Source organism: Planktothrix sp. FACHB-1365 (genome assembly GCF_014697575.1).
Lineage (GTDB): Bacteria > Cyanobacteriota > Cyanobacteriia > Cyanobacteriales > Microcoleaceae > Planktothrix.
This window is the reverse complement of the sequence record NZ_JACJSC010000038.1, coordinates 1-23757: the sequence shown is the minus strand read 5'-3', so window position 1 is coordinate 23757 and position 23757 is coordinate 1. Positions and strand designations below refer to the sequence as shown.

Genomic DNA, 23757 nt, shown 5'->3' with positions numbered 1-23757 from the left:
ACTAACTGATGACTGATCACTGATTACCATGACTCATGTTTTACTGGTCGATGATGAAGAAGCGTTGCGTGCGAGTTTGACTTATGCCTTAACCAAGGAAGGCTACACCGTGACAACAGCCACCGATGGCATGACCGCCCTCAAACTGTTCCATAAACAGGTTCCTGATGTGATTCTTTTAGATTTAATGCTACCGGGAATTGATGGCATGGAACTGTGTTGGCGAATTCGAGCTTTTTCTAATATCCCAATTTTGATGTTAACGGCTAAAGACCAAGACATCGATAAAATTTGGGGCTTAGAAGCAGGGGCGGATGATTATATAACTAAACCCTTTAATACGCGGGAACTTCTGGCTCGAATGAAGGCTGTTTTACGCCGTCGTAACCCAGAAGAAAACATGAGTGATTAATTTTATGAGCATCCCTTTTCCTCAAATCAAACTCAGATGGAATTCTATCCATCTCAAGTTGTTAACCACTTATCTGGCTTTAACAGCAATCGGAACGTCTTTGTTAGCAGGTTATATCCTCTTTTCCTTCTATGCTTATTTTATGCAAACCCGACAGGTGGAATTAGAGGACTGGACAGGGGCTCTGAGTGAAAGTGTGGCTGACGCTTTGGAAGAGGGAGATCTGCAACGGGTTAAAGTTATTGTTCAACGTTATGGTACACCCCAAGCCTTCACTCTGCGGGTTTTTTCCCCCGATGGTCGTTTACTGGCGAGTTCTAACCTCAAAACCGACCTTCAGGTGAAAGACTGGTTTGCTGTAGCCGGAATGCGACAAGCATTTAACCAGCAAACGACCCAAGGACTCGCCAAAGGAGTTTTGTCCGAAGAAGATCGCTTATTTGTTGCCCGTCCCATTATTCGTCATAATCGAATGTTAGGGGTGTTACGAATGTCGATTACTTTGGCTCAATTTCAGGCCAAGTTTCAAACGGTGATCTGGACAATTTTAGCGTCCCTGATTGTAACGTTTCTCTTGTGTGCGGTGATTAGTGAATGGTTCACCCGGAGTATTGCTAGTCCCATTCAGGCGATGTCTGTGTTTGCAATGCGCTTGGGAAGTGGCCATCTCGGTGAAAAATTAACCGTTAATCAAAGCGATGAAGTCGGGCAGTTAGCCTTGGAATTAAATCGCATGAGCGAACGATTAGCGGCTCTGGATCAAGAGAGACGGGCTTTTTTGGCAAATGTCTCCCATGAGTTACGAACTCCGGTAAGCAACGTTTATGTTACGCTAGAGGCCTTGGCTAGTGGGGCGGATCAAGAAACGGAACTGCGCCAACGCTTTATGCAGACGGCCCAAGAGGAAACTAAACGTTTATCCCAACTCATCCATGATCTGTTAGATTTGGGACGCTTAGAAGCGGGGATTACGGAATTAGAAACCCAACCGTTACACCTGCGAGACTTGATTAATCGGGCTGTGAGAGCGCTGGAATCTCGTCTGAGACGTGCCGATGTGGAAATTACCCTCAATATTCCTGATGTGGAACTCCAGGGCGACCCAGAACGATTGTTACAAGCCTTTCTCAATATTCTGGATAATGCGATTAAGCACTCTCATCCTCAATCTACCGTTTCTCTGAAGGGAACGGAGGAGGGATCTCAGGTGGCTGTGGAGATCCAAGATCAAGGCAAGGGCATTAGTCCTACCGATCTTCCCCATATTTTTGAACAGTTTTACACTGCCGAGCGATCGCGTCAAGGTCGAGGCACAGGTTTGGGTTTAGCTATCGCCCGTCGTATTGTAGAAGCTCATGGGGGAAATATTACGGTCAAAAGTTACTTGGGTAAAGGTGCTATTTTTACGCTCTATCTTCCCATTCATCAGTAATCAGTTATCAGTGATCAGTTATCAGTCATCAAAAAGAAAAGTTAGGGGAAGGGGAAATCAGCTATTGTGCGAAGCACAATAATCGATATTTTTACCCATTACCTATTGATAACTGATGATGCGGATACTTGATCACTGATGATGCGGATACTTAATAACTGATAACTGATTATGCCTAAAGTTAATATCCTTATTGTTGATGACCATTGGGAGAATTTACTCGCATTGGAGGCTATTTTGATCTCTTTGGGTCAAAATATTGTCAAAGCATCTTCTGGGGAAGAAGCGTTAAAATGTCTGCTGCAAAATGATTTTGCCGTGATTTTATTGGATGTGCAGATGCCGGGGATGGATGGGTTTGAAACCGCAAGTTTAATTCGACAACGCGATCGCACCCGCTCGACACCGATTATATTTCTCACGGCTTTTAGTAAAAATGAAAATTTCATGTTTAAGGGATATTCTTTAGGAGCGGTAGATTATTTAATTAAACCCCTAGAACCCGAAATTTTATTATCGAAAGTAACGGTTTTTGTCGAATTATTCCAAGCTACAATCGCTTTAAAAAAAAGTGAGGAACGATTTCGCTCCTTAAGTGCTTGTTCTCCCGTGGGAATTTTTGTAATTGATATAGAAGCTCGCTGTACCTACACAAATCCTCGATTTCAAAGTATTTTTGATCAGGTCAATGAAGCCAGTTTTCCTGAAGGCTGGTTAGAATTTGTTCATCCCCAGGATCGAGATCAAACTGGGGAACAGTGGTTAAATTGGATTCAAAAAAAACAGGAATATTCTCAGGAGTTTCGCCTGAATACTCAGTCTAATTCAGTGCGCTGGGTAAAGATGAAAGTCGCTCCTATGATTTCTTCCGATGGCGATTTACTGGGTCATGTGGGAACCCTAGAAGACATTACAGACCGCAAACAAGCCGAAGAAGATCGCGCTCAGTTTATTCGGGAACAAGCGGCTCGACAACAAGCGGAAGAAGCTAATCGTTTAAAAGATGAATTTCTAGCTACCCTTTCCCATGAACTCCGCACCCCGTTAAATTCGATTTTAGGGTGGTCTAAACTTTTAAGAAATCAGAAATTTAGTGAAGATAAAACTCGAAAAGCTTTAGAAACCATTGAACGCAATGCTAAATTACAAGCGAAACTGATTGAGGATATTTTAGATATTTCACGAATTATTATTGGAAAAATGCAGCTTAATAAGGTTCCCGTTAATATTATTTCTGTGGTTGAAGCTGCTATTGATGATTTATATTTGAGCTTTGCAGAAAAAGAAATTGATTTAAACTTTAAACATTCTCAATCTCTTGCTTCTAAACTCCATCATTCTTATTGGGTAGCAGGAGATGCTCGTCGCTTACAACAAATTATATGGAATCTTTTATCAAATGCCATTAAATTTACACCCCAAGGCGGTGCGGTTGAGGTAGAATTATTGATAGAAACTAGCCCGGAAAAAGCTCAAAATAATTTTAATTTCAAGGATTTGTCTACAACCTCCTGGGTGGTAATTCAGGTAACGGATACAGGAATTGGGATTCCTGTAGAATTTCTGCCTTTCGTGTTTGACCGTTTTCGTCAAGCGGATGGCAAAACCACAAAATATTATGGGGGGTTAGGGTTAGGATTAGCTATTGTTCGTAACTTGGTGGAAATGCAAGGGGGAACAGTTGCGGTCGAAAGCCCCGGAGAAAACCAAGGCGCTACCTTCAGCGTTCGGTTTCCCTTGCTGGACGTGAATCTGGATTCCTATACCCCACCCGGAAACTTGGAAACGGGTGAGGGGATAATACCGCTTGCAGAATCGGTTTTGGCGGGGTTACGGGTCTTAGTGGTAGATGATGATTCTGATACCAGAGAACTGCTGATTCAAGTTCTGAAAGAGTATGATATTCAGGTGCAGGCGGTGGCATCGGTTCAGGATGCGATCGCAACGATTGAGTGCTGTTTACCGGATCTGGTCATTAGCGATATTTGTATGCCTGATGAGGATGGTTATTCCTTGATCCAAAAATTGAGATCTATTGAACTCACCCACGGGGGGCGGCTTCCCGTCATTGCCGTGAGTGCTTATACTCACTCAGACGCGCTGGATCAGGCGATGACAGAAGGTTTTGATGGGTATTTATCCAAGCCTGTTCTTCCGGGTGAATTAGTCAGTACCATTACTCGACTGATGCGAGAAACTCAATATCGTTATCTTTCTAAATCTAAAGAGTTTCAAGAGTCTCGGTTTAGTAATCAGTTCACCGCTTAAAATGAAAAGTAACCTCATATTGTGATTAAGGAAAACGGGATTTATGGAACGTTCAAAACTGATTGCTTATATTACAGGTGCAATTTCAATTCTGCTGGCGCTGGCTTATTTATTAATTGTTTCTGTATTGGATTTTCGAGGAGAAATGTTACCTGCACCGATTAGCCAAATTCCCTTAATTTTATAGTAGGGAACGGTTTAACGAAAAACAAAGTAGAGAATTTACTTCCCTTCAGCTATTATCAAATTAGGATTAGGTTTGGATTCATTAAACAGTCCCGAATATTACTTAAATACAATGACTCAAGATAAACAGACAGCAATTTTTGATGGTTTTTTAGCTCTTGTTAAAGCTCCTTATGGAGATTTTTCAGGAATTGGAAAACTTTCTAAAGAACTTAATGATGATTCTACTTTAGAACAGATTGTCAATTTTCTTCGTCAAAGTCCTCAAGGTGAACGTGCATTTAAAGAACGTCCGCTTTTAGGAAATATTAATTTACAGCAACTTCATGAGTTACCTAAAAATACTTTAGGTTACCTTTATTCTAATATGATGATCAAGAATAATTTAAAACCTGTTCCCGTTGAAAAAATAGAAGATAATGACTTTTCTTATTTGGCAATTCATATTGGTGAAACCCATGATATCTGGCACATTGTAACAGATAGTGATACTGATAAGCCAGGTGAAGTTCAATTACAAGCTTTTTGCATAGCGCAGTTACATTATGATCGTTTATTTCTATCACTCCTCTCTAAAAATTTACTCAAGACTGCCATTGAAGAAATAGAGCTTTGCGAATCTATTATGGATGCTTTAGCGAAAGGATGGACAATGGGAAAACGAGCTAAACCCCTGTTTGGAATTCAATGGAATAGTCTCTGGGAAAAACCGATAGAAGATATTCGCATTTCCTTAGATATTATGATTTAATCTGCATCTTTAATCTTCCAAAAATATGACGATTACCCATCAAAACCTGAGTACATTACCGGATAATTTGCCCCAACCGATAGATGATGGTGCGACTAATCATTTGATGGGTTTGGAAGTTCCTCCGATTCTGCTTCAATCAACAGACGGTCAGGAAGTTTGCTTAACGGAAATTTCGCAATCTCAACGAACTGTTATTTATTGTTATCCCATGACTGGGAAACCCGGAGATGAACTTCCCAAGGGTTGGGAGGAAATACCGGGTGCGAGAGGTTGTACACCGCAAAGCTGCTCTTTTCGTGATTCTCACCATGAGTTACTGTCGTTAAATACTGTTGTTTTTGGTCTAAGTACACAAACAACAGAATCTCAACAAGAAGCAACCCAGCGTCTTCATTTACCCTTTTTATTATTAAGTGATTCTCAGCTTGTTTTTGCTAATACGCTCAATCTTCCAACCTTTGAAATAAACGGCGTAGTTTTTATTAAAAGGCTAACAATAATTCTCTATCAAGGCAAAATTATCAAGGTATTTTATCCTGTATTCCCCCCCGATAAAAATGCTCATGAAGTGATTACTTGGCTTAGTTAGTAACCCAATAACGTTTAACATGACGACGTAATAATAACGAATTGCTAACAACACTCACCGAACTTAACGCCATCAAAGCACCTGCCATTGAAGGACTGAATAAAATCCCAAATTGAGGAAATAAAAACCCAGCCGCGAGGGGAATCGCGATAATATTATAACCAAATGCCCAGAATAAATTTTGACGAATTTTATTAAAGGTAGCGCGACTTAATTGGATAGAATCGACAATATCCATTAAAGAATTTCGCATTAAGACAATATCAGCCGTTTCATTAGCAACATCCGTGCCCGTTTCTAACCCGATGCCAATATCCGCTTGCGCTAAGGCGGGTGCATCGTTAATTCCATCTCCCACCATTGCCACAACTTGACCCTGTTGTTGTAAAGTTTGAATCACATTCACTTTACCTTCGGGTCGAACTTCGGCAAAAATATCCTCTGGTTTTAAGTTTAACTCAGATGCGATCGCAGTAGCAACAGATTGGCGATCGCCCGTTAATAAAATCATCCGCAACCCCATGTTTTTTAACTGTTCAACGGTTAATTTAGAATCGGTTTTCAGGGGGTCACTCATTGCCATTACCCCAACAACTTTACCCTCAATGGCAATATAAACCATCGTTTTTCCTAAAAATTCCGGTAAAGGTTGAGGGGGAATAATATTAGATTCAATTAATCCCGCTAAATTGCCCACAAATACCTTTTTATGATCAATAATAGCCGAAACTCCTAACCCCGGTTGAGTTTTAAAATCCGATGCGGTTAATAAGGATAAATTTTGATGGTTCGCTTCTGTTAAAATCGCTTCAGAAATGGGATGATTTGAACCTTGTTCTACTGTTGCCGCGAATTGTAATATTTCTTGAGACGATAAATCAGAAATTGAAAGGCAATCTGTTATCGTGGGAGAACCTTTTGTTAAGGTTCCAGTTTTATCAAATACAATCGTATTCAGTTGATGGACTCGTTCTAAAATATCCCCGCCTTTAATTAATAATCCTCGTTCTGCTCCCATTCCTGAACCGACTAAAATAGCCGTAGGTGTTGCTAATCCCAAAGCACAGGGACAAGCAATCACTAATACCGCAATTGCTAATTTTAAACTTAATAATAAAGGCGCATTTGTCGCTATTTCTACCCCCGCCAAGGTCATCACATCCGGCCAAATTCGAGTTCCTAACCCATACCAAAATAAAAAGGTTAAACTCGCTAAACTCATCACGAAATAAGTAAAATATCCTGCGACTGTATCCGCTAATTTCTGTATCGGAGCTTTGCGAGTTTGGGCGGTTTCAACTAACTGCACAATTTGTGCTAGAATTGTATCAGAACCCGTGCGCGTTGCCTCAATTAAAATCACCCCGGTTTGATTAATCGTTCCGGCTGAAATACTATCATCAATTTGTTTTAAAATTGGCATCGATTCCCCCGTTAACATCGATTCATCGACGGTGGTTGTTCCAAACCGAATTTCTCCATCAACGGGTATTTTTTCACCGGGTAAAACTTGTAACCATTCCCCCACTTTGACTTGTTCTGCGGGAATTTCTACACTATTTAAAATTCCAGTATTTTCAGATTGAGGCGGTATTAAACGAGCAGTAGTTGGCTGTAATGCAATTAACGATTGAAAAGCGGTGGCGGCTCGTTGTCGAGCGTGCTGTTCTAAGGTTTTTCCTAATAAAATAAACCCCAATAACATCACAGGTTCATCAAAAAAACATTCCCAACCTAATTGGGGAAATAATAAAGCGACAAAACTGGTTAAATAAGCGGTTAGGGTTCCCAGTCCGACCAACGTATTCATATTGGGAGCATTGTTGAATAAACTCCGCCCCCCATCAATAATAATAGAACGCGCCGGAAATAATAAGGCAATGGTAGCCAGTCCCCAATGAAACCAAATATTACTCAGTAAAGGAATATGGGGAAAACCAAAATGATGTAAATGTCCAATACTTGATAACAATAACAACAGACCACAGGTAACAATGCGTTGAATTTGTTTTCCCATGTCCTGCCGATGTCGCTCTTGTAACGCCTTTAATTTGTCCGTAGCGTTAGACGTTAAACTGCGGGGTTGGGTGGGAAACCCAGTATTGGTTAAAATTTCAGCTAAATTTTCTGGGTTAATTTGGTTGACTGCACATTCAACCGTTGCCACTTCCGTTGCTAAATTCACCGCAGCCGAAATCACCCCCGGTTGTTGGATGAGTTGACGTTCTACGGCTTTGACACATCCAGCACACTGCATCCCCCCCACATCTAAAATAATCGTTTCCGTTTGAGGTTGGGATAAAGTTTCATCCGTAACAGGTTTGGGAGCAAGTTGCATAACGGTTTGGGGTCGTAACAACGCAGTGCAGATCACAGAGATTATAGAACAATTGGCGGTTAAGGGTTGACGGTGAACGGTTACAGAGCTACCCATTACCCTTGTAGAGACGTTTCATGAAACGTCTCTACACGCGGTTCTAGGCGACGCACCTTTAATTTCTGTCCCCATTCGTAATTCGTAATTCGTAATTCCCCATTCCCTCTTCCCTCCAACCTTGATCTCAAAGGCGGATAAACTTAACATATAATTGACCTACTGTTTCAGGTATTAATAACTTTTGTTAAGTTGTGACTCGTTTTTGATCCATTCGTCACAATTGATGTACGGACATTTCGAGTCAAACGCAATTCGACAGAGCGGTTTTCGCCTATCCGACGGTTCAACCGCCCAGGTCGAGCTATCCTGTCCTATATTTCCTCGCCATTCCCCTAGCCTATGGAAACGTTAGAATTCATCATCTATCCAGATGGCCGTGTGCAGGAGAAAGTTACTGGCATTGTTGGGGCTTCCTGTGCGGAAGTAACGGCTGCACTCGAAGCCGAATTAGGCATTGTATTAACTCAGGAAACAACTTCTGAGTATTATGCCCATACCCAACAACAGTCAGATAGTGCGACAACCCACGTGGGTTCGAGCCATTGGTAAATTCTGTTTTTGAGTTCACTGAACATCTCGTTGAAAATCGCCAACTATGTCACACTTTAGCCAAATCAAAACCCAAATTCGGAATCTTAGCTCATTACAAACTGCTTTAAGCGATCTGGGCATTGACTGGAAAGCTGGCCCTAAAGAGGTTCGCGGTTATCAAGGTCAAACCCGTCCGGCTCAAGTTGTCATTGAGCAAGAAAATGGGTATGACCTGGGCTTTACCTGGAATGGCAAAGAATACGAGTTTGTTGCTGATTTACAATTTTGGCAACAAGCTGTTCCCGTTGATCATTTTTTAAGCAAAATCACTCAACGGTATGCTTATCAAACTGTTGTTAATGAAACCGCCAAACAAGGGTTTCAAGTTTCAGAACAACAAAATCATCAAGATGGTTCCATCCGCTTAGTTTTACAACGCTGGAGTGCCTAATGTCTGATGGGTCTGTATCGCTAACTGAACCCGTTTCCGAACGTTCTGGACTGGAACCGGAACTGGGCGGGTTTTTGCGAAATGCACCTCTACGGTCTGGGTTTGAACCGGAACTCGGCGGTGTATTACGACAAAAAGGGGTTTATGTGGATGAACTCACCTGTATTGGGTGTAGACACTGTTCCCACGTCGCTCGCAATACTTTTTTTATTCAAGAAGATTATGGTCGAGCGCGTGTATTTCGACAGGATGGCGATACATCCGCGTTAATACAGGAAGCCATTGATACTTGTCCGGTCAATTGTATTCATTGGGTTAATTACACTGAACTGAAACGTTTAGAAGCAGAACGTCAAGATCAGGTAATTCCCGTTGTCGGTTTCCCAGTCGAAGCAGCGATGGCACGTCGGAAACGTCACCAGGAACAACGGAAACGAGAGAATTCTCCAACCGAATAACTTTTTTCTGGTAGGCTAAAAACTGCCATTTTTTATATTCATTTTATGGCATCAGGCAAAAGGAGGATATTCTTCTTTTGCCTATTTTAATCTTTCGTCTTAAATATAAGAAATTAGGAGAATAAAAAATGCTACGGTATGAAATAGTGATTTATTGGAGTCATGAAGATCAAGCGTTTATTGCAGAAGTACCAGAGTTACCAGGATGTGCTGCGGATGGAGCAACCTATCAAGAAGTATTAGAAAATGTAGAAATTATTATGCAAGAATGGATTGAAACAGCGCAAGAGTTAGGGCGTTCTATTCCTGAACCTAAAGGACGATTATTGTTAGCTTAATACGACTATAACGAATTTATAAAAATTTGTAGGGGCGGGTTCTTCAAGAGCTTTGTAACTTCACCCAAATATTACTAAGCTCGCCCCAAGCCTGACTGACAAGCAGATATTAGAATAACTGATATTGCAGATTATTCAACCGTTATTTAGTTAAAAATATCGTTGATTGAACAAACTCCTCTCGCCTCCATTTTCTTTATCAGGTCAGTTAAGCGTTCGATCTCTTCTTTTATAACCTCCATAATCGCATTAAGATCATTTTCTTGTCCACACTCTACTAATTCAGACCATCTTTTATCAAGAATACGCTCTACCCCTTTTGAGTATTTTGGATGAGCTCCTTTATGAAAATAAAGAGGCACTGGCAAAAGATTCATCGGACTATTTTCATAAAAAACAGGCCAAGCTTCTGTGATCAATTTACATTTTTCACAGACTGCCAAAGGTATAATGTGATGTATTCTATCTGAATCACTCGATTTGTCGATTGAAGGAGATCTTCTCTTCATGTTCTCTATAGCTACTAAATCTCCAGGGGTAAACTTATCTCCCTGAACGTTTGTAGCAAGTGTTAATATTACCACTAATTGTTCAAAAGTTACAGTCATCTCATAGATTTTACGATTCTTAGTATTTCTTTGTTTTGTTAGTCGTAGTTTTTGGTTATTGAAATCAAATTCCCCAAAATAATCTCCCGGCTCAATATTAAGATGTGTTGAGAGCCAAGTATTTTTATCAATTGTAATATTTTGATAATATCTATTTTTTTGTCCCATTAGCTTACCATCCGTCCTAGTAACATAACGCATTGTATAAATAATTTATAAATCTCCTCTAACTCATTATCATTACAAATTTCTTGTAAAAGTTGATCATAGTCTGAACGATCAACTTTTCGGAGTTTACGAATAACTTTTTGCTGTTCATGATTTAACTTTCCTTGTTTTTCTAATTGTTTTATCGGTTGATCAAACTTTTTCAAAAATTCATCAATGGTCATATTATCTACTTCTTTTTTAACTGCTTCTGGTTTAATTGAAGGAGATGATCTACTAGAACTAGAACTTTTGATACCTAAGAAACCCAATAAAAAAGTTAGGGTAAGTGACCAGACAAAGAAAACTGGGTAAACATACCAAAACCATTCGGGATGAGTTACTTGTGAAAATCTACCTTGATGACAAAAAAGGCCGTCAATTAATAAACAGAAACCACCGAAAATGACCATACCTGGGATAATAGCAATAGCATTGCCTAAAAGATCTCCAATTCCATTAAAGCTTCCCGACGGTGAAATCATTTCATCAATAAACAGACCCATCGCTGGGACGAATCCCACAATTGCCCAGCCAATTAAAAATTTTGTTTGAAAACGAACATAATTAGATCCAAATGCCATGAGCACTCTCCTAATGAAAAACTAGATAATCTGAAATTTACAAAGTTTTGGTGTTGAATTATAAAATTTAATGATTACATTGTTCTCAATAAAATATCATCCTATTGGTGGTTGACACAAGCGAAAATAGTGGTATAGTGTGGGAACTTTTGAAATATTTCTGGTTCTCAAATCGTGGGATAAAGTGGTAAAAAGTTACCATAATTGCAAAAAGTGGGATAAAGTGGTAAAAATTCAGACTCAACAACAACCTCACCTACATTTATGGATATTCAAGAAGTCTTGCAGTGGACTGATGAACAGGTGTTCGCTAAAACGGGAAAACATCTCGACTCTCTGCAAAAAGCGATACTAGAAGGAACTTGGCAACATCAAAAATACGGAGAAATCGCAGAAAATTATAACTGTAGTTATGATCATGTTAAAAAACAAGCTTGGAAATTATGGAAACTTCTATCTGATATCCTAGAGGAAGATATAAAACAGTCAAACTTTCGTTCTCTTTTTGAAGGATTAAGCTTTTATAATAATATAACTAATAGTTGCGGAAACATTGTTAATAATAATGTTAATCTAGGAGGAGAAAATTTACAGATTTCAGAAATAGCACAAGCTCAAAACCCAGATTTAAAAAAAGATAAACCTCACTATTATAATAACAATAATTCTAATATAAATCAACTTAAAAAATATTCTGATTTGACAGAAGCACCTGAAGTTTTAAGCTTTTATGATCGCACTTCTGAACTCTCTACCCTAAAACAATGGATATTAGAAGAACAGATGCGACTTATTACAATATACGGACTGAGTGAAATTGGGAAAAGTGCGATCGCAGTTCAACTCATTAAAGAAATTCAACAGGAATTTGATATTATTATTTGGCGAAGTTTAAGCCAAAAACCCCTATTATTAGAATTGAAAACAAATTTAATTCAATGTTTATCTCAAACAGAAGATTCTCCTTTACCTACTGTTTTAGATTATTTTCGTTCTTATCGTTGTTTAATAATTTTAGATGATCTGCAATCTATTTTTAGTTCAGGACAATTAGCGGGTCAATATTTACCGAATTATGAAGATTATGGCTTGTTTTTTAAACAAATTGCGACTTCATGCTATCCCAGTTGTTTAATACTTCTGAGTTGGGAAAAACCGAGAGAAATTGATATCTTAGAGGGAAAAAATTCTTGTATTAGGACTTTACATCTGCAAGGGTTAGGAGAGGAAGGAAAAGCAATTTTAAAGGAGAAAGAATTACTGGATGAGGAACAATGGTTAGAGTTGATTAACCTGTATCAAGGTCATCCTATAGCCTTAAAACTAATTGCTCATACAATAGACAATCTTTTTAATGGTTATGTTTCTAAGTTTTTAAATAGTAAAACTGTATTTTTAGGAGATTTAGAATTTCTTTTTCAAAGCCATTGGCAACGGTTATCCGTAGTAGAAAAACAAATTATAATTAAAATGGCAAATCAATCAGAGGGAATAGAGATTGAACCCATAATATTAGAGTTAAAATTATCCTTGGACGAAATTATCAATGGAATACAATCTTTACAACGTCGAGGGTTAGTAGAAAAAGAGAAAGAAGCAAATCACTCTAAATTTTTTCTTGACCCTTTATTTAAAATCTATATGTCAAAAAAATGAATCAATTAATAATATATATAATTGTTTTTGGTTTCTCATTTGATATAATCCATTCAATAGGTATTACTAGGTGCGTGCGAGAAGCTCTTACGCACCCTACTGATTAACTATTTTATCGGGTTATATTCAGCTAATAATTTCTCTAATTTAGCTTGATCAACTTTAGATAACAGTTTTTCGGCTTCGTGATTATCTCGAATCGTTTTTGCTAAAGTAAAAGAGGAACCCACCGAAAACGTTAACCCCATTCCCATAAATCCTTTGACCCAAATATCAACGGGAAGGTAAGCAATCCCAACCGCAGTTGTAGAAACAGCCAGAATAAATGAAACCCAAACTTGAAGAATCCAAGCGGGTGTGTCTTTTTGCGCTAACATTTGTTTATTACTCATAACTGTTACTTCCTTGGGGTGTTAGTTTAGTTAGATTTTAGTTGTGATCCACAAAAACCCTCACAAGTTATGGACAGTTTAAGAAACTGTACACTACCCTCTTGTCTATTGAAAATAAACCGATTTAGGACATTAACCAATTAGCTGTTAAGTTAGCCAGCGCGAAACCAACCATTAAGGGTAAAGCGTCCATCTTCAAACCGTCGGGATGGACAACTAACGGGCATAACCTCATGTTTGCAACGACTATCAAAAAAAACGATACTATTATTATGGGGTTCAATATCAATAAATTCCCGTTCATTTAAAGCATAACCATTTTGCCATTCCGTTGCATACAGTCTTAAATTTCCTCCCGAAAAGTTTTTGGGTTGTTTATGAAAATAATAGACATAAGAAATAATACGAGTATTTGTTTCAGAACTACCTGAATCATTATGAATTTTATAAAAACACCCATCATTATGAGCCGTTAATTGCATTTCAACTTGCGAAACGGTAAAGGGTGAAAGATTTAATTGAGTTAAAATAGAAGGTAGTGTAGCGATTAATTTTTTACGGAGAAATTCATAAAAATCAGGAAATAATGTTGCATAGAGAATAGAAGATTTACGATAATTAATAGCTTTAGTTGTTGTTTTAGAATCAACGAATTTACTCGATTGTTTTAAAGCAATTTTTAAGGCTTCTCTATTTTTTTCTAGGGTAAAAAAGTTCTCAATTTGTACATAATTAGCTGGCAAAATTGTCAAACTATTCTCTGCAACAATTGGGGTTGAAGTTGGAAGGATTTCAATAGTTTTTGTTGGGAGTGGGGAAACAATAGAATTATTAGAAATAGAAGATAATTTTAAAGATTCAAGAGGAGTAACAGCAGAGTCTCCTGCCATTTCTAATATTTTTAAAGCAATATTCGCTCGATCAGAAGGAGAAACTTTCTGATCTTTAAGCAGAGTTTCTAAGGTTTTAATTGACTGATTGATTAAATTTTGGAGTTGGTCTGTGGAAATTAGGGTATTGGTTTTAGGGGGGATAGTATTCATACAGAGTTCGTGCAAACATTGCCAGAAAGCTATTCCTCTATGTTTACATAAATTTTATCTCAACGGTAGAGACGCGCTAATAGTCTTACGGCATAAATAAGCGCGTCTCTACGAGCGGTTAAATTTCGTCCCAACCACTGACGCCGGAAGACATCACATAACTGGTGACGCTGGCTTCAAAGAAATTGGCTTTAGTATGCGCTTCTTTTTTGGTATCTGAGAAGCGTTCTAAATGGGTATAGGGACTTTTGCTGTATTTTTTATCGGGATAAAGGGGTTCTAAACCGATAGAACGCAACCGAATATTTGCTAGATATTTGGTGTATTGTTCGGTGCTAGATTCCGTGATTCCTAAGATATTATTCCCCACAATATGATTCGTCCATTTACATTCATGTTCAACGGCAGTATTGAACATTTCATAGATTTGATCAATGGAGTGGGTAAACACTTGCATGGCTTCAGGAATCAATTTTTGGAATAACCGAACATGACTCAATTCGTCCCTATTAATCATTTTGAAAATATCAGCAGATCCCGGCATTAACATCCGTGACGCTAAATTGTAGAAGTAGATAACGCTACTACCCATCCTTTCGGTAGGGGCTAGAACATACCATTATCTTTAACCTTACGTCCTTTCCGAGAATCAACCGATCTAATCGGATAACATTCTTTAGGTAATGGACTGATGTTGTATGTAAGCTGCTACGCATCTAAATTTGATATTTTGTAGGCTAGAGTCCTTGCAGCAAGGGTTTTGGGCAAAAAAATTAACTGCGTGACAGCTTACCATTATTAATTTTTCTTAAAACGGCTTCACTTGACCACCCATATCTTTCAGTAATTTGTTTAAAAGATAGTGTCTGATCACGCAGCAATTCATAAATCTGGTAAATATCATTCTCAGAAAGTTTTTTCCTTTTAATAGTCCGCTTTCTCAAGGGATACTCGGCAGATTCATCTAGCCATGCGCGACCAAGATTTATATCAGCGATTGCATCAGGTGAGATCCTGTACATATCAGCAATTTCTAGGAATTTAAGATTTGTAGTAATAATTAAATCTTTAATCTCCCAAATATTGTGTTCTGTTAGTTTCTCATTTCCATTAAAAATGACTTGATTATAGCCATTGACTGTAGATTGAAAAAAATGAATCCAATGTGACTCTCTTTTTCTCAAATCACGACATGGGATGTTATCTTCAATAACACAAAAAGAAAAATCCTTAATGTCTTTTTCCATATCATCATATAGGTCTGTTTTAATTTGCCCTATACTACGGATATGTTGCGCCAGCCTATTGCCAAAATTAATTGTTGTGCAACCGATATAAATCTTGCCGTTTTTAAGATTTTTAATCTGATAGACAACACCTGTTAAACTTGCCATACAGATCACGATTAAATTAGATGATAAATCCATTATAAAAGTCAATCCGTTTATGGTCAAGTTGGTTAAAGATACTCACCTTCTGTTCGTTGAACCTTCTCCTTTTATGCGGAGCTTGGCTGCTGATTACCCATTGTAAAGATTAGATCCCTTGCGGCTTCCAATCAATCCTTTAACTTTTTTCTGCTCTCGCACCTGGCGCGCTTATCATTTCTAATTTCGCTTTGGTATAAAGGCTTTAGGGAGTTCCAGCAATTTGATGAGTTTTCACTAACATCTCGCGGTGCTAGGGGGCCATTAATTTAACCCATTATAGAAGTAAAGTCCTTCTAACATATAATCGGCTAACAGAGCAATGAAATAGTTTTCAGCAGTGGAATCATCAATATATTTTTGATAAATTCCGGCAATAAATTCACAGCGATCGCGTAAAACTTCATCTGTTCTCCAGAAATCATAGACAAAATTTCTTCGATCTGATGGAATAATCGTTTCAATCATGTATTGATACAAAGTGTTCAGTTAGGTTCGCTAATCCTAACCCGCTTTATTCAAGCTGCCATAAGTCACCTTATGGATCAGACTATATCTTCAACCCATTGGGTTGCTCCCCATTTCGAGCCGCTTGGCTCTACGCCTTTCAGCTAGTCGTTGAACTTTTGACCAATCCAACTTCTTGACATAAATCAGGATAACAAGACGGATTATGAGCAACGCTATTAATTAGCGAAAATGCAGTTGTCTTGTTTAATTCACTGTGCTTTTCACAAAGAAAGTTATAGATTTCAGTCCATGAACAGTCATTCAGCAACATTGTCGCAATAGACTTGATTGTAGAATCAGGGTATTTACGACTTTGTAGTCCTAGCTGTACTGCATGAATTATATTTTCTTGGTGAGAAACTATTTCAAGATTGGATAAATGATTATTTAACTTGTTCCCGTCAATATGATTGATCTCAAATACCGAATCGTCATACTGTCCACGATAAGTTGCATAAACTAGAATATGGACAGCAATCGTTCGTTTTTCAAGATGATCCATTTGTCGAAAATAATAAGTAAATCGAGCATAACCCATAGAATCACAAACAGGATTAATTATTTTCTGTGTGGCAAAATTTAAGATTTCTCCTGCCTCACTAATATAATATTGTTTGGTTTCTAAATGGCTTATATGCCGAAAACTTTTTCCCTTAAATTCAACAAACTCAAAATCAATTTCTTCATAATTGTCACTGACCCACATCAAGTTTTCAAGAGAAACATTGAGATTGTTACCATCCAAGTAAACTAACTTAGTGGCATTTTGGGGTTTGGGTAAATAAGTCGCAGCAACAATTTCTGAAACCAAATATAGTTTTCTTGAAAGGGACACACGAACGCAGCCTTTCGTGTGCTGTTTCAATAATTTATCTCCTTTGAAAACTTGTCCATCAGGAGTGACACTATATTCGGAATTAAAGGGAATAAGCTTTTTCATTTTTGGTCACTTAGCTGCTGATTGTCTCTATCGTAATATTTTAGAATATTCGAGTGAGATTTTCCAGCAATTAAAGGAGTGATCGATCGCCATTACTGACGAAAGGAGCTATCAATTAACTCTGATTGTGCATTGCCTCCTGAGAAGTTTGTTCTGCCATACAGAGACTAATTTCTGGGGCAGTTACACAACTTTTGAGGTGAGGAATATTGCAGGTTTGAATGGAATCTAAGAACGTTAAATAGGATAAAATTCCATCAAATGCCCAGCGTTCATCGGGAGTTAAATTAACATAATCCACGACATCCTGAGTAATATCTAATTTTTCAGGTCATTTGTGTTCAGTTAGATTCGCTAAGTCTAACCCGCTTGATTCAAGCTGCCATAAGTCACCTTATGGATCGGACTATCTCATCATCCTTTTAATCTAAAAAGGAGTCCCCTGCTTCGACAGTCAATCGCTTACTGCCTACTCCCGTATAGGGTTAGTCTCTACACCTTCTTGCTTTTTAGCAAGCTTGGCACGGTATTGTCTGTAATGTAAAATCCTGTGACAGTTAGAACACAAGAGAATACATTTATCTAATTCCTGGAATACCTTATCTTTTCTCATCAACAGCATATCTGATGGAGTATATTCCTTTTCAGAAGGATCAGTGTGATGAAAATCAAAGGCAGCAATAGTATCTTCCGTTGCAACAAATCCATATTCTGAACAACAACCACCTTTATAAATACAAAACTCTAGTTTATTTTTATTTTTAATTCCAGAGTTTCTATATTCCCTAAGATACTGCTTGTTGTAGGATTTTATCTTTTCTTGATTTCTTTCAACGTAGGCTTTGGATTTAGCTTTCCCATGACTTGATGCGTAATAGCTTTGTTTGTATGCAAGAGTACAACTTTTGCACCTTGAGACTATTCCACTTTTTAACCTAGCGTCTTTGTGAAATTCTGAAATATGTTTAACAACGTGACACTTGCTACAGGTCTTGCTTTCCATTTGTTATATTATGAAAGTTGTATTTCATAATATAATAAACTTTCTGGCAACGCCAATAAATTACACAGAGTTTCACCGTTTTCAAGGGATTTAGTCTGGGCTACCTAATTAACCCAGAAATTCTCGCGCATTTGTTTGTACAAACCGACAGCCCAGGAATAACGCACGTCGTTTAACTGCATTAGATTTGTGGTTTCCCCGAACCAAATTGAACGATGAGCAATATCATCGTTTCCATTGGGGTTAAAAATGGGATTTATGGGCATTTTTAAGGGTTTTTGATGCCCATTTTTATCCATTGCTGATGATGAAAAGAAGTCTAGGGTCATACTTGTAAAATACAGTAGAGACGTTGTATACAACGTCTCTACTGTATCTTTAACTTTTAGTTTGCACAAGCGGCACAGCTATCATCGGCTTCTTTGAAGCTGTCACGTTGTACCGTTCTGACATAATAAACCGCTTTACAGCCTTCTTGCCAAGCCAAGATTAAGATATCAAAAATATCTTTAGCTTTCAAAGTCCGATCAGGCTCATCAGGAAAATAAATTCCTTCGTTGAGATTAAACATTAATTCCATTGAAATTCCGGTATCAATCCATTGTTGAACAGTAGCAACTGCTTTCACAACAATTTGTTGATTTAGGCTTTTATTTTCCGGGTAAAACCAGAAATGATCCCGCAAGAAAGGTGGGGCGATGGGTACGGTTCCTTTTGCCCATTTGTCATAGAAAAAACGACTATAACAAGGTAAAATACTAGCGGTACATCCTTGCACTAAAGAAGAAGATGTGTTAGGAGCGATCGCAGTAATATGAGAATTCCGAATCCCATATTTTTGAATCTCTAAACTCAATTTTTGCCAGCGTTCTTTATTTCCAGCGTGTTGTAAAAACCACTCTACAGGTTTCGCTCCAATTAATTTTCCTTGACTCCAAGTGCTGCCTTTAAAGGCTGGATAAGCACCTCGTTCTTTTGCCAATTCCATTGAGGTTTGAGTACAATAAAAACCGATATCTTCAAATAGATGACTAATTTCGGTTAAATGATTATAGGTTAAGCGATTTTTAGCTAACCAATCCGCTAATCCCATCGCTCCAACCCCAATGGTACGATATTTTTGATTATGGTGTTTACTGGCTTCAAAGGGTGCATTGGTAATTTCAATGGTATTGTCTAACATTCGCACCGCAATTTCACAGATTTCTGGGAGTTCTTCGGGTTCAATATTAGCCAAATTCAAGGAATCTAAGTTGCAAGTGTGTGCTTCCTCTCCGGGTTTAACATTACTCCACGATTCTTGACATAAATTCCCCCCCGGAATATACCCTTCATGTTGATTCGGATTAGCTCGATTTGAGGTATCTTTAAACCATAAATAGGGCATTCCCGTTTCCACTTGAGAACGCATCATTAACTTGAACAGTTCTCTAGCATTTACCTTTTTATAAAGGGTAATTTCTGTATCTAAATTTTCTTCTATTTTTTGATAGGCTTTTTCAAAGGATTCACCCCAAGTTTCCGCTAATTCAATGCCTAATTTTTCCCTAATTTCATAGGGATCAATTAATGTCCAATCTTCTCGATTAATCACCCGACGCATAAATTCATCCGGGATGACTAATTGTGGAAAAATATCATAAACTTTGCGACGTTGATCTCCATTTTCAGTTTGCATTTCCAAAAATTCAGGAACGTCTAAATGCCAGATATCTAAACTAACTGTAATTGCCCCCGCCCGACGACCGCCTTGATTAACTGCGATCGCAGTATCATTTAATAATTTAATCCAAGGAATAACACCCCCAGAGGTGTTTTGTTTCCCCATGACCCAACTTCCCGTCGCCCGAACTCGACTAACATTGGTTCCCACACCCCCGCCATTTTTAGAAATCCTAGCAGCATCTTTAATCGTGTCAAAAATGCTTTCTAAGTTATCATCCATTGCTGTAATAAAACAGCTACTTAAGGAACCATGAGGAATTCTTAAATTGGCTAAAATGGGTGTAGCTAAGGAAATTTTGCGTTGAGCGATCGCTTGATAAAATTTTCGCGCCCAGAATAACCGATTTTCGGATGTTTCAACAATTGCTAATAGTAAAGCACAAGTTAATAAAGCTTCTTGGGGTAATTCATCGGGCAATAAATAGCGTTTACTTAACAAAACCGCCCCAGCATAATCATAATCTTTATCCCATTCGGGATTAATCCAACTCCCAGCTTCTTGAAGTTCTTCTACGGTATAGGTTAAAATCCTAACATCATATTGCCCCTGTTCAACTTTGTTGTGAACGGTTCTACAATAGTCGCCGTATTCATAACCTCGACGAACTAAGGCATCTTTCCATAAACTCCAAATATGCAGTCTTCCGGCTACATAACGCCAGTCTGGGTCAGAGGGACTGCATAATTCTAGGGCGCAATTAATTAAATTATCCTGAATTTCTCTGGTGGTCACACCATTGCGGAGACGGGTGGTGAGTCCCGCTTCTAGGGTAATGGGGTTCGCCTCCATCCCCTCACAAGCCCAGTTGACAACTTCTCGAATTTTAGAAACATCTAACGGAGCAAAACTTCCATCCCGTTTGATGACTTTAATATCTTTGCTGGGGGTTGTCGCTATGGATAGTGATGTTGATTGCATAGTCAATCTTTTTACCCACTTCTATAATAATTTCATGCCTTACCACTGTACTCTAATTCCATATTTAGTGATACCCATTGACAAAAATCTTATTTTACACTATATTTAGCGTAATATTTGATAACTGTACTTAAAATTAGACTTATTAGCATTATTAAATTGCTTAAAAAAACAACCCTAGAACAGTGATGTCGGCGGTGTTTGAGAGCCTGCTTCAAACTGCATAAATATTGTCCGGGTGGGTTCTGTAACAATCTTTAAGAGAAATAAATAGTCTCAATAAACCGCCCCATCCTGACTTCATTATTCACATCACTATTACAATCGATTATATTTCCAACCCTAAGATACATCCTCGTTGTTATTCATCTTGAGGATCGGAATTAGAACCAGGACTGGGAATAAATAAATAGGGTAATAAAAACCCAATAACAGTGGCACAAAACGATAATAATGCTACAATAGAATCAGAGGAAAAACCCAAGGTAGAAATCCAAAGCGGTTTAATTTTCCTAACTGGAAATTCTGGATCTAAACCCACTTCAACTTGATTAGCTTTTCCGACAAAACGCACCTGTAACCCAGCAGGAGATTCGGGTTGGATTTCAATGGATCTTAAGCGTTGAATTCCGGGCTTTCCTGAAATCAATAAAAACTGATTCTGTTTAATTTCTAAGGATTTATCCGTCATTAAAATTTCTCCAGAAACTATCGTAGAACGGGGAAACTGATCTTGATTATCTCCGAAGGTTTCACTTTTGGTAAATTTCACCTGTTTAACGTCTAAATTCCCTTGTATCCAGCGAGAAAAATTATTATCTGTTTCGGGAGGAGGAAGGGTAATGGTTAAATTTGAGGGAGAAGTTAGAATAAATTCTCGTTGATCGGATTCGGGAATTAAGGTAAAATCAATCAAGTTGGGATTATCAGGAGTAGACTTAATTCCCAATTCAGGAATACTCACCTGTTCTAAACTAATTTTAATCGGTTCTTGACCTAATTTTAGTCCCAGATTTGCTACTAAGGGTTTATTGGTTGATACATCGGGATCTTGACAAATATCAATGGACAAATTACCCTGATTAAATGAATCAGAAGGTTTTTTGTTATTATAAGCATCATTTTTGAGAATATATTTAATATCGTCAGGTGTATTTGGAACTAATTTTAGACAAAAAGATAGTTGATTGAGTTGAGAATCATAGTTAAAAGATTGGACTTTTACCGGAAGAAGATTTTGAGTTTTTTCGGGTTTAAAAGGAATCAATTTTAATTCAGTTAATTCAATATAACTCGGTTTATTTTCATTAACAGAAGAAATTAATAACCGACTCTTGGGACGATCTAAATTTAAGGTAATTTCTTGTTTTTGGTTGAATTTGGGTTCGGTTTTGCTGGTAAATTTCCCCCGTAATGTTAGGGTTTGTTGTCCGGTTAAATCAAAGGTTTTTAATCCTAAAATTGGGTTAATTAATCGTTGATTACCCTGGGAATTAACAATAAAACTTAATTCCTCAACTAGAAAATTTCCTTCAAAGACATATTTCCCATAAGGATAAAAAATTGAACCTAGAATTACACAAGCTAAGGTTAGGAAAATTAAAGCCACAAATTTATCCCGTTTTCTGAGGATATTTTTATAAAACCTTAACAAAAATATTTTTGATAATTTCCATAGACTTAACAATATTTTCCAGAAACTCTTAATTAAAAAAGAAATTTTTTGAGAAATAGCTGTAAAAATGCTGAGAGTGATTTTTCCTAATTTTTTAAAAGCATTTACAACAAACTGAATAATATTTAATCCTGCTTTTTTAACATTGTCTTTTAATTCACGGCTAAAAATAGCAAATTTTCTCATTATTTTAACCAATTATTATGATGTTCAAAATAATAACTATAAGCACGAACTTCCTTTTCTCCTTTAGCCTTAACATATAATTCATAACGTCCATTTTCAGGCGCGTTTGCTGCTTTCCAAGTATAAGTAATTTCGCCTTGAATTGGGTTGGGGCGAGGGCTTGGGCTACCTGGAATCACCTTTCCATTCCGTCGCACTTCTAAGTTAGTAAATATAACTCGTTCTGGGGAATAAATCACAAATTCATATTGAGGGGAAGGATTTCCTAAAATCACTGGATAATAAATTCTTTCTGATTGTTGAGTAATATAAGCTAAAGCTCTAAGTTTATTTGGGGGAATTTTAGCATTTTGCAGAACAACAGTTGGTAAATTAAAAATAAAGTTAGACGCACTTTTGACTAAATTAATTTCATCTAAGCGATAATTTCTAAAATAGGATTGAATCACCAGATTAGGACTGCTATTATTAGGAGCGGGAATTTTTACTGTTAATGTATTGGGATAACTATTCAGATTCCGAGAAACTAAAGAGGTCAGTCGAAAGGATAATGAAACATCTTGACCATCTTTTAGTCCTTCACAACGGTTATTATCCCGGCGAATATAGGCGAGGGAGTCAGGATGTCCGGTTTGGCAGGCGATCGCACTCAAAGGCGTTATACTTAGAATAGTTAAGGTTAAAAAGGCAATTTTACGCATCATTTTTTTAGTGGCAAATCTGGTGATCATCATAAGGGTTTAACTAATATATTAGCAATAATTTTGACTTTTTAGGTTATGATCCCCCCTAGCCCCCCTTAAAAAGGCAGGGCTGTTTCAAAGTCGGGGGGAAAAGAGTAAAGAAAGAGCGATCGCTACCTGATAAAATCAAGAGCGGTCGCTTATTTTTTCTAAAATAAAGATGCTAACAACTTTAATAGAAAAACTGAAAAAAGTCAAGGATTACCGGAAGGCTCAGGGAACAAGGCATCCAATATGGCTAGTATTATTAATAGTCATATTGGGGCTAATGTCGAGGAATTTA

25 protein-coding genes and 2 pseudogenes are annotated in these 23757 nt (G+C 37.8%); 12 read left to right on the top strand and 15 right to left on the bottom strand.

The annotated features are described in order from the left end of the window. Window positions 1–28 precede the first annotated feature (28 nt). The 6 genes from H6G57_RS25695 to H6G57_RS25670 all read left to right on the top strand — a co-directional run bounded on the left by H6G57_RS25695 (window position 29) and on the right by H6G57_RS25670 (window position 5641). Window positions 29–412, top strand: a complete 384-nt coding sequence (locus H6G57_RS25695) for a response regulator transcription factor (protein ID WP_190523875.1) — start codon at window positions 29–31, stop codon at window positions 410–412. 4 nt (window positions 413–416) lie between these two features. Continuing rightward, entirely contained in the window at window positions 417–1844 is a 1428-nt protein-coding gene (locus H6G57_RS25690) for a cell wall metabolism sensor histidine kinase WalK (protein ID WP_190523872.1), read from the top strand. Between the two features lie 171 nt (window positions 1845–2015). After that, on the top strand, window positions 2016–4112 hold the full coding sequence (locus H6G57_RS25685; protein ID WP_190523870.1) for a response regulator: 2097 nt from the start codon (window positions 2016–2018) through the stop codon (window positions 4110–4112). 43 nt (window positions 4113–4155) lie between these two features. Further along, complete coding sequence (locus tag H6G57_RS25680) at window positions 4156–4299, top strand: hypothetical protein (protein WP_072720896.1); 144 nt, start codon at window positions 4156–4158, stop codon at window positions 4297–4299. A 111-nt stretch (window positions 4300–4410) separates the two neighbouring features. Beyond that, window positions 4411–5049, top strand: a complete 639-nt coding sequence (locus H6G57_RS25675; protein ID WP_190523867.1) for a Coq4 family protein — start codon at window positions 4411–4413, stop codon at window positions 5047–5049. A gap of 25 nt (window positions 5050–5074) precedes the next feature. Further along, window positions 5075–5641, top strand: a complete 567-nt coding sequence (locus H6G57_RS25670; RefSeq protein ID WP_190523864.1) for a peroxiredoxin — start codon at window positions 5075–5077, stop codon at window positions 5639–5641. On the opposite strand, the gene H6G57_RS25665 is transcribed toward H6G57_RS25670, so the two are convergent. Then, the gene (locus H6G57_RS25665) at window positions 5634–7979 is read right to left on the bottom strand and encodes a cation-translocating P-type ATPase (protein ID WP_190523936.1); all 2346 of its coding nucleotides are present in this window, start codon (window positions 7977–7979) and stop codon (window positions 5634–5636) included. The two genes, H6G57_RS25670 and H6G57_RS25665, sit on opposite strands and share 8 nt — an antisense overlap. A 438-nt stretch (window positions 7980–8417) precedes the next feature. Between H6G57_RS25665 and H6G57_RS25660 the strand changes: the two genes are divergently transcribed. The 4 genes from H6G57_RS25660 to H6G57_RS25645 all read left to right on the top strand — a co-directional run bounded on the left by H6G57_RS25660 (window position 8418) and on the right by H6G57_RS25645 (window position 9856). Continuing rightward, window positions 8418–8627, top strand: coding sequence for a DUF2997 domain-containing protein (locus H6G57_RS25660; RefSeq protein ID WP_190523861.1), 210 nt, complete (start codon window positions 8418–8420; stop codon window positions 8625–8627). 46 nt (window positions 8628–8673) lie between these two features. Next, a complete protein-coding gene (locus H6G57_RS25655; RefSeq protein WP_190523858.1) occupies window positions 8674–9060 on the top strand; it encodes a DUF1257 domain-containing protein in 387 nt (128 codons plus the stop codon). After that, window positions 9060–9518 carry a ferredoxin gene (locus H6G57_RS25650; RefSeq protein WP_190523853.1) on the top strand — a complete coding sequence of 153 codons (459 nt, stop codon included), beginning with the start codon at window positions 9060–9062 and terminating at the stop codon, window positions 9516–9518. The genes H6G57_RS25655 and H6G57_RS25650 overlap by 1 nt, the downstream gene beginning before the upstream one ends. A gap of 128 nt (window positions 9519–9646) precedes the next feature. Continuing rightward, window positions 9647–9856: a type II toxin-antitoxin system HicB family antitoxin gene (locus H6G57_RS25645; RefSeq protein WP_190523850.1), complete on the top strand. Its 210-nt coding sequence runs from the start codon at window positions 9647–9649 to the stop codon at window positions 9854–9856. Window positions 9857–10002: 146 nt separating this feature from the next. Here H6G57_RS25645 and H6G57_RS25640 read toward each other — a convergent pair whose 3' ends face one another. Together H6G57_RS25640 and H6G57_RS25635 are read right to left on the bottom strand one after the other, a co-directional pair. Next, the gene (locus tag H6G57_RS25640; RefSeq protein ID WP_190523847.1) at window positions 10003–10632 is read right to left on the bottom strand and encodes a hypothetical protein; all 630 of its coding nucleotides are present in this window, start codon (window positions 10630–10632) and stop codon (window positions 10003–10005) included. Beyond that, on the bottom strand, window positions 10632–11255 hold the full coding sequence (locus H6G57_RS25635; RefSeq protein WP_190523844.1) for a hypothetical protein: 624 nt from the start codon (window positions 11253–11255) through the stop codon (window positions 10632–10634). Before H6G57_RS25635 ends, H6G57_RS25640 begins: the two co-directional genes overlap by 1 nt. Before the next feature lie 264 nt (window positions 11256–11519). Between H6G57_RS25635 and H6G57_RS25630 the strand changes: the two genes are divergently transcribed. Beyond that, window positions 11520–12911, top strand: a complete 1392-nt coding sequence (locus H6G57_RS25630) for an NB-ARC domain-containing protein (RefSeq protein WP_190523841.1) — start codon at window positions 11520–11522, stop codon at window positions 12909–12911. A gap of 107 nt (window positions 12912–13018) precedes the next feature. Here H6G57_RS25630 and H6G57_RS25625 read toward each other — a convergent pair whose 3' ends face one another. The 12 genes and pseudogenes from H6G57_RS25625 to H6G57_RS25570 form a co-directional block, all read right to left on the bottom strand. Next, on the bottom strand, window positions 13019–13303 hold the full coding sequence (locus H6G57_RS25625; RefSeq protein ID WP_190523839.1) for a YiaA/YiaB family inner membrane protein: 285 nt from the start codon (window positions 13301–13303) through the stop codon (window positions 13019–13021). Window positions 13304–13455: 152 nt separating this feature from the next. Next, complete coding sequence (locus tag H6G57_RS25620; RefSeq protein ID WP_190523836.1) at window positions 13456–14346, bottom strand: 2OG-Fe(II) oxygenase; 891 nt, start codon at window positions 14344–14346, stop codon at window positions 13456–13458. Between the two features lie 118 nt (window positions 14347–14464). Then, window positions 14465–14938 carry a ribonucleotide-diphosphate reductase subunit beta gene (locus H6G57_RS25615; protein WP_255528404.1) on the bottom strand — a complete coding sequence of 158 codons (474 nt, stop codon included), beginning with the start codon at window positions 14936–14938 and terminating at the stop codon, window positions 14465–14467. 181 nt (window positions 14939–15119) lie between these two features. Further along, the gene (locus H6G57_RS25610) at window positions 15120–15740 is read right to left on the bottom strand and encodes a GIY-YIG nuclease family protein (protein WP_190523833.1); all 621 of its coding nucleotides are present in this window, start codon (window positions 15738–15740) and stop codon (window positions 15120–15122) included. A 297-nt stretch (window positions 15741–16037) separates the two neighbouring features. Further along, window positions 16038–16241, bottom strand: a complete 204-nt coding sequence (locus H6G57_RS25605) for a hypothetical protein (RefSeq protein WP_242049093.1) — start codon at window positions 16239–16241, stop codon at window positions 16038–16040. Window positions 16242–16380: 139 nt separating this feature from the next. Then, a complete protein-coding gene (locus H6G57_RS28755) occupies window positions 16381–17223 on the bottom strand; it encodes an HNH endonuclease signature motif containing protein (protein WP_199314460.1) in 843 nt (280 codons plus the stop codon). A 115-nt stretch (window positions 17224–17338) separates the two neighbouring features. After that, a pseudogene (locus H6G57_RS25595) lies at window positions 17339–17542 on the bottom strand (ribonucleotide-diphosphate reductase subunit beta); the annotation flags it as partial. Between the two features lie 150 nt (window positions 17543–17692). Further along, a complete protein-coding gene (locus tag H6G57_RS25590) occupies window positions 17693–18226 on the bottom strand; it encodes a hypothetical protein (RefSeq protein WP_190523831.1) in 534 nt (177 codons plus the stop codon). 104 nt (window positions 18227–18330) lie between these two features. After that, window positions 18331–18555, bottom strand: a complete 225-nt coding sequence (locus H6G57_RS25585; RefSeq protein WP_242049092.1) for a ribonucleoside-diphosphate reductase — start codon at window positions 18553–18555, stop codon at window positions 18331–18333. Window positions 18556–18611: 56 nt separating this feature from the next. After that, a complete protein-coding gene (locus tag H6G57_RS25580; RefSeq protein WP_190523828.1) occupies window positions 18612–20870 on the bottom strand; it encodes a ribonucleoside-diphosphate reductase subunit alpha in 2259 nt (752 codons plus the stop codon). A 361-nt stretch (window positions 20871–21231) separates the two neighbouring features. Continuing rightward, window positions 21232–22731: a hypothetical protein gene (locus H6G57_RS25575; protein WP_190523824.1), complete on the bottom strand. Its 1500-nt coding sequence runs from the start codon at window positions 22729–22731 to the stop codon at window positions 21232–21234. Next, a complete protein-coding gene (locus tag H6G57_RS25570; RefSeq protein WP_190523821.1) occupies window positions 22731–23465 on the bottom strand; it encodes a hypothetical protein in 735 nt (244 codons plus the stop codon). The genes H6G57_RS25575 and H6G57_RS25570 overlap by 1 nt, the downstream gene beginning before the upstream one ends. Window positions 23466–23634: 169 nt before the next feature. Here H6G57_RS25570 and H6G57_RS29250 point away from each other — a divergent pair. Further along, window positions 23635–23757: pseudogene (locus H6G57_RS29250) on the top strand (ISAs1 family transposase); the annotation flags it as partial.

What these genes read in the sequence shown, in the direction of transcription:
- H6G57_RS25665 (WP_190523936.1), bottom strand. Translation starts at nt 7,979, where the DNA reads ATGCAACTTGCTCCCAAACCTGTTACGGATGAAACTTTATCCCAACCT.
- H6G57_RS25660 (WP_190523861.1), top strand. Translation starts at nt 8,418, where the DNA reads ATGGAAACGTTAGAATTCATCATCTATCCAGATGGCCGTGTGCAGGAG.
- H6G57_RS25680 (WP_072720896.1), top strand. Translation starts at nt 4,156, where the DNA reads ATGGAACGTTCAAAACTGATTGCTTATATTACAGGTGCAATTTCAATT.
- H6G57_RS25685 (WP_190523870.1), top strand. Translation starts at nt 2,016, where the DNA reads ATGCCTAAAGTTAATATCCTTATTGTTGATGACCATTGGGAGAATTTA.
- H6G57_RS25655 (WP_190523858.1), top strand. Translation starts at nt 8,674, where the DNA reads ATGTCACACTTTAGCCAAATCAAAACCCAAATTCGGAATCTTAGCTCA.
- H6G57_RS25645 (WP_190523850.1), top strand. Translation starts at nt 9,647, where the DNA reads ATGCTACGGTATGAAATAGTGATTTATTGGAGTCATGAAGATCAAGCG.
- H6G57_RS25675 (WP_190523867.1), top strand. Translation starts at nt 4,411, where the DNA reads ATGACTCAAGATAAACAGACAGCAATTTTTGATGGTTTTTTAGCTCTT.
- H6G57_RS25630 (WP_190523841.1), top strand. Translation starts at nt 11,520, where the DNA reads ATGGATATTCAAGAAGTCTTGCAGTGGACTGATGAACAGGTGTTCGCT.
- H6G57_RS25670 (WP_190523864.1), top strand. Translation starts at nt 5,075, where the DNA reads ATGACGATTACCCATCAAAACCTGAGTACATTACCGGATAATTTGCCC.
- H6G57_RS25690 (WP_190523872.1), top strand. Translation starts at nt 417, where the DNA reads ATGAGCATCCCTTTTCCTCAAATCAAACTCAGATGGAATTCTATCCAT.
- H6G57_RS25615 (WP_255528404.1), bottom strand. Translation starts at nt 14,938, where the DNA reads ATGGGTAGTAGCGTTATCTACTTCTACAATTTAGCGTCACGGATGTTA.
- H6G57_RS25640 (WP_190523847.1), bottom strand. Translation starts at nt 10,632, where the DNA reads ATGGGACAAAAAAATAGATATTATCAAAATATTACAATTGATAAAAAT.
- H6G57_RS25580 (WP_190523828.1), bottom strand. Translation starts at nt 20,870, where the DNA reads ATGCAATCAACATCACTATCCATAGCGACAACCCCCAGCAAAGATATT.
- H6G57_RS25605 (WP_242049093.1), bottom strand. Translation starts at nt 16,241, where the DNA reads ATGATTGAAACGATTATTCCATCAGATCGAAGAAATTTTGTCTATGAT.
- H6G57_RS25625 (WP_190523839.1), bottom strand. Translation starts at nt 13,303, where the DNA reads ATGAGTAATAAACAAATGTTAGCGCAAAAAGACACACCCGCTTGGATT.
- H6G57_RS25570 (WP_190523821.1), bottom strand. Translation starts at nt 23,465, where the DNA reads ATGATGATCACCAGATTTGCCACTAAAAAAATGATGCGTAAAATTGCC.
- H6G57_RS28755 (WP_199314460.1), bottom strand. Translation starts at nt 17,223, where the DNA reads ATGAAAAAGCTTATTCCCTTTAATTCCGAATATAGTGTCACTCCTGAT.
- H6G57_RS25575 (WP_190523824.1), bottom strand. Translation starts at nt 22,731, where the DNA reads ATGAGAAAATTTGCTATTTTTAGCCGTGAATTAAAAGACAATGTTAAA.
- H6G57_RS25585 (WP_242049092.1), bottom strand. Translation starts at nt 18,555, where the DNA reads ATGACCCTAGACTTCTTTTCATCATCAGCAATGGATAAAAATGGGCAT.
- H6G57_RS25620 (WP_190523836.1), bottom strand. Translation starts at nt 14,346, where the DNA reads ATGAATACTATCCCCCCTAAAACCAATACCCTAATTTCCACAGACCAA.
- H6G57_RS25695 (WP_190523875.1), top strand. Translation starts at nt 29, where the DNA reads ATGACTCATGTTTTACTGGTCGATGATGAAGAAGCGTTGCGTGCGAGT.
- H6G57_RS25590 (WP_190523831.1), bottom strand. Translation starts at nt 18,226, where the DNA reads ATGGAAAGCAAGACCTGTAGCAAGTGTCACGTTGTTAAACATATTTCA.
- H6G57_RS25635 (WP_190523844.1), bottom strand. Translation starts at nt 11,255, where the DNA reads ATGGCATTTGGATCTAATTATGTTCGTTTTCAAACAAAATTTTTAATT.
- H6G57_RS25650 (WP_190523853.1), top strand. Translation starts at nt 9,060, where the DNA reads ATGTCTGATGGGTCTGTATCGCTAACTGAACCCGTTTCCGAACGTTCT.
- H6G57_RS25610 (WP_190523833.1), bottom strand. Translation starts at nt 15,740, where the DNA reads ATGGCAAGTTTAACAGGTGTTGTCTATCAGATTAAAAATCTTAAAAAC.